This is a genomic window from Herbaspirillum sp. B65, from assembly GCF_000333555.1.
Lineage (GTDB): Bacteria > Pseudomonadota > Gammaproteobacteria > Burkholderiales > Burkholderiaceae_D > Herbaspirillum > Herbaspirillum rubrisubalbicans.
In genome coordinates, this window is the sequence record NZ_BADI01001028.1 from 1 (window position 1) to 4,155 (window position 4,155).

General features: G+C 62.5%; 5 protein-coding genes and 2 pseudogenes. 1 reads left to right on the forward strand and 6 read right to left on the reverse strand.

What is annotated here, in order from left to right:
- Nucleotides 1-409: pseudogene (locus tag I5W_RS24230) on the reverse strand (sensor domain-containing diguanylate cyclase); the annotation flags it as partial.
- On the opposite strand from I5W_RS24230, the gene I5W_RS24235 reads away from it, so the two are divergent.
- On the forward strand, nt 402-590 hold the full coding sequence (locus tag I5W_RS24235; protein ID WP_044531170.1) for a hypothetical protein: 189 nt from the start codon (nt 402-404) through the stop codon (nt 588-590). The pseudogene I5W_RS24230 and the gene I5W_RS24235 sit on opposite strands and share 8 nt — an antisense overlap.
- Before the next feature lie 29 nt (nt 591-619).
- Here the strand turns inward: I5W_RS24235 and I5W_RS24240 are convergent, their stop codons facing one another.
- The 5 genes and pseudogenes from I5W_RS24240 to I5W_RS24260 all read right to left on the reverse strand — a co-directional run.
- Nucleotides 620-838 carry a DUF4160 domain-containing protein gene (locus I5W_RS24240; RefSeq protein ID WP_017453960.1) on the reverse strand — a complete coding sequence of 73 codons (219 nt, stop codon included), beginning with the start codon at nt 836-838 and terminating at the stop codon, nt 620-622.
- 110 nt (nt 839-948) lie between these two features.
- Nucleotides 949-1,581 carry a PqiC family protein gene (locus I5W_RS24245; RefSeq protein ID WP_044531171.1) on the reverse strand — a complete coding sequence of 211 codons (633 nt, stop codon included), beginning with the start codon at nt 1,579-1,581 and terminating at the stop codon, nt 949-951.
- Complete coding sequence (locus I5W_RS24250) at nt 1,578-3,206, reverse strand: PqiB family protein (protein ID WP_017453962.1); 1,629 nt, start codon at nt 3,204-3,206, stop codon at nt 1,578-1,580. Before I5W_RS24250 ends, I5W_RS24245 begins: the two co-directional genes overlap by 4 nt.
- A complete protein-coding gene (locus I5W_RS24255) occupies nt 3,203-3,907 on the reverse strand; it encodes a paraquat-inducible protein A (protein WP_017453963.1) in 705 nt (234 codons plus the stop codon). The genes I5W_RS24250 and I5W_RS24255 overlap by 4 nt, the downstream gene beginning before the upstream one ends.
- Nucleotides 3,904-4,155: pseudogene (locus I5W_RS24260) on the reverse strand (paraquat-inducible protein A); the annotation flags it as partial. The pseudogene I5W_RS24260 and the gene I5W_RS24255, both read right to left, overlap by 4 nt.

A 4,155-nucleotide genomic window follows, 5' to 3' on the forward strand; every position in this document is an offset into this window, starting at 1 on the left:
GGCGGCGTTGGTGCGTCAGCAGCACAGCCGGGTGGTAGTCGCCGGCGTAGGGGCCCTTGCGGCCTTCCAGGAACCACGGTCGCTCCGCCACGCTGGCGCCTTCCAGCCAGCCCTGGCTGGCTACCATGATGGACCCGTCGAGGCGCGCCAGGCCGATCCAGGCATAGTGCGGCACACTGGCCTGCAATTCGTCGAATATCCGGCGGATGAGTGACAAGTCATGCCCATTGCGGATCGAGGGCCGCAACACCAGTTGCCGCAGGTCGATTTCGCGCTCGCTCATGCCGCGCTCCAGCGCATCCTGCATCTGCCAGGCCAACTGCTTCATGCGCGTTTCGCTTTCCGAACGCGCATAACCGCGGGTGAACTGATCCACCAGGAGCAGCACCGACACGGTCGTGATGAGCACGGTTATAACCACCCCCAGCGTAATCAACGACGACGGCTCGCTGGCGGGCAAGAAGATCGTGTTCCTGTACCACGATTCAGCCTATGGCAAGGAACCCATCGTGGCCTTGCAGGCCGAGGCGTCCATCGGCAAGTTCAAGCTGGTGGAAATCCCCTGTATCGTATGGGCGTCTTCGCGGTGATCAACAAGCGCGAGAAGACCGACGAACTATTAAATGTGAACAGGCCCTAGCAACTCTGCTTGATGCAACTCAGTCCAATCCAGCACAAGTTGCAAGGCTCTGCGGGGCAACTGCCCTTCCAATAGCACCAACTTCCTGACATCAATCACGGCCTTGTATTCGGCATAGCGAACATGAAAATGCGGAGGCGCGTGATCACGATAAAACATCTGAATCACGATTCCATAAAACGTACTGATCGTCGGCACAGGTTCACCCTCGTATCCATCGGTTCATACCGATTTGGGTAATTCCCTCCCGCGCAAGATTTTACAAGCAAGCTTGGACGACAGCGATTTCTTCACCTACATCTTCGAACTCAGGAAGAACACTGCCCCTGTCCCGCCTGCAAAGAGCGTACATTGCCGGCAATTTCCTGCACCGCCTGCGCCACCACCTTCTGCGTGGCCGCCACCACCTCGGCATTGCTGGCGCCGCTGACCGGTTCCACCGCCGTGAGGCGACAGGCGAGGCTGCGGCGGTCGTCGGAGCGGGTAATGGTCCAGCCAAAGACGGCCTGGACCTGGCCGTTGCGGGTGGCTTCGAAGTCGCGTAGCTCGACGTTGATGCGATAGCTGACCTGGTCGGCCGGACGGCCGCTGCGCGAGACGTCGATGGCGCCCAGTCGTGAAGCCACGCCAGCGGCCAGGGCGTCATGCAATTCGTTGTTGAAGGGCGAGGCCCAGCGGTCCTGCTCCAGTACTTCCACCCGCGTGGCATCGCTACGCACCACCAGTTGCGGACGAGCCAGGCGCTCGGGCACGGCCACCGGCATCACCTCGATGAAGCTCTGCGGCCCTTGGCCCGCAGTGCGCGTGCTGGTACTGCCATCGGCGGGGCTGGTCAGGGTATAGAACTGCGTGGGCGGCGAACTGCCGCAGGCCGCCAAGGACAGCGCCAGGGCGGCTGCGGCCAGGGTCTTGAAGGTGAGGCTGTTTTTCTTTTGCATCATGGCTCCTGTTTGCCCCGGATCAGCGACTCCGGATGCTGTTGCAGGTAATCGGTGAGGATGCGGATTGAGGCCGCCGCCTTGCTCAGTTCCTGCATGGTCTGGCGGATATCCTGCTGCAGCGGCGCATCGTCGGACAAGGTGCGCTCGGCCGCATTCAAGGTCTTGCGGGCATCCTTCATGGCCGCCTGCATCTCGGGGGCGATATCGTTGTTGATGTGCGCAGCGGTCTGCTCGGCCGTGGACAGGGTCTTGTTGAGTGTCTTCAAGGTGGTCTGCAAATCGCGTCCGATCTCATCGAAAGGCACCTTGGAGAGCTTGCCGGCGATGTCCGACAGTTGCTGCTGCAACTCATCCAGGCTGCCCGGGATGGTGGGCAACTCCAGCGGTGTCTTGTCGGGATCGATCTGCGCCGGCTTGGCCTTGGGGAAGAAATCGATGGCCACGTACAACTGGCCGGTCAGCAGATTGCCGTTGCGCAGTTGCGCGCGCAGACCGCGCTTGACCAGGGTGCGTAACACGTGCGCGTTGGAGCGGCGCTGTCCGTCGGTCTCTTCCTGGAAGCGGCGACCCAGGCGATCCGGGTAGATCTGCACCATGACCGGCATCCTGAATTCACCGCGCTGCTTGTCGTATTGCACCCCGATGCTCTTGACTTCGCCCAGCACCACGCCGCGGAAGTCGACCGTGGCACCCGGCTGCAAGCCGCGCAGGGATTGGTCGAAGTACAGCACCGCAGTCTGCGGCACGCCGTCAGGCTCCTTCATGGCGGCGCTTTCGTCTTCCACCAGTTGGTATTCAGTGCCTTCCTTGGCCGGCGCACTGACCTGATATTCATCGCGATCGCGGAAGGCAATGCCCCCCAGCACCACGGTCGACAGCGCCTGGGTGTGCAGCTTGAAGCCGCTGGCATTGAGTTCCATGTCGAAGCCGCTGGCGTGCCAGAAGCGCGAACCGTCTGTGACGAACTTGTCGTAAGGCGCATTGACGAAGATGCGCAGCGTCACGCCGCGCCCATCGCTATCCAGATCGTAGGCCACCACCTGGCCGACCTTGATGCGGCGATAGAAGATGGGGGAACCGATGTCCAGCGATCCAAGGTCATCGGTATGCAGCACGAACTGGCGCCCGGAGGCGTCGCGCGTGACGATGGGCGGCTGTTCCAGACCAACGAAGTTCTTCTTGGTTTCTTCCGAAGCGCCGGCGTCGGCACCAATGTAGGCACCCGAGAGCAAGGTACCCAGGCCGGAAATGCCGGAGGCGGCAATGCGCGGACGCACCACCCAGAAGCGGGTGTCCTCGGCATTGAAGCCGGAAGCTTCCTGGTTGAGCTGAATGCCCACCAGCACGTGCGAGCGGTCGGCCGCCAGCTTCAGGGTCTCCACCTGGCCGATTTCCACATCCTTGTACTTGACCTTGGTCTTGCCCGCTTCCAGCCCTTCGGCCGAACGGAAGCTGACTGTTACCATGGGGCCGCGGTCGACCAGGATCTTGGCCACCAGGGTCAGGCCGACGATGGCGGCGACGATGGGAATGAGCCAGACCAGCGAAGGCAGCCAGTTGCGCTGGCGCACCCGCCGCGGTTGCAGCAGCGCCGGTTTGTCCTCGGGAGTGTCGGGTGGAGTCATGCGGTTTCCTGTGGCTTGTGGGCAGTGTCTTTTGAATGAGGGGGGATGCTGGCCTCGTTGCGGTCGGTCTCATCCCAGATCAGGCGCGGGTCGAAGGCCAGCGACGCCAGCATGGTCAAGACCACCACCGCACCGAAGGCGGCGATGCCGATACCGGCGTGGACGTTGGCAAAACCGTGGATCTTGACCAGCCCGGTCAGCACCGAGACCACGAACACGTCCAGCATCGACCAGCGGCCGATAGCCTCGACCACGCGATACAGCTTGGCGCGTTGCAGGCGCTGCCAGCGGCTGCGGCGGCGCGCCGAGAATACCAGGATGCCCAGCGCCACCAGCTTGAACAGCGGCACCAGGAAGCTGGCGATGAACACCACCATGGCCAGCCCCCATTCGCCGGAGGTCCAGAAATAGATGACGCCGGAGAGAATGGTGTCGCGCTGTTCATCGAACAGTGTGCTGGTGACCATCACCGGCATCAGGTTGGCCGGGATGTACATGATGCAGGCGGCAATGAGCAGCGCCCAGGTGCGGTTGAGGCTATCGATCTTGCGCACGTGCAGCGGCGCATGACACACGCCGCAGGGCTCGTGCTGGTGCGCAGCTTCCCAGACGGTACCGCAATGATGGCAGCCGATCACGCCCAGCGAGGCAGCATCCTGCACCGGCAGGTCTTCGTCTTCCTCTTGCGGGAACTGGCTCATGCACCGGCTCCCTTGTCGCCATACTGCTCGGCCTGCTGCTGTTCCCACATGTGCCACAGATAGCGAGGATTGAAGGACACCACCACGGTCAGCAACACCGTCAGGCAGCCGAAGGACCACAGCGCCGCGCCGGGAATCACCTCGGCCATGTTGGATAACTTGATCAGGGCCACCANGATGCCCAGCATGAAGACCTCGATCATGCCCCACGGCCNGGGGCCGCTGCATCAGCCGCAGCAACAGCACGA

Bases quoted from the DNA above. Each gene is read 5' to 3' on its own strand.
- I5W_RS24255 (WP_017453963.1), bottom strand. From the start codon at position 3,907: ATGAGCCAGTTCCCGCAAGAGGAAGACGAAGACCTGCCGGTGCAGGAT.
- I5W_RS24245 (WP_044531171.1), bottom strand. From the start codon at position 1,581: ATGATGCAAAAGAAAAACAGCCTCACCTTCAAGACCCTGGCCGCAGCC.
- I5W_RS24235 (WP_044531170.1), top strand. From the start codon at position 402: ATGAGCACGGTTATAACCACCCCCAGCGTAATCAACGACGACGGCTCG.
- I5W_RS24250 (WP_017453962.1), bottom strand. From the start codon at position 3,206: ATGACTCCACCCGACACTCCCGAGGACAAACCGGCGCTGCTGCAACCG.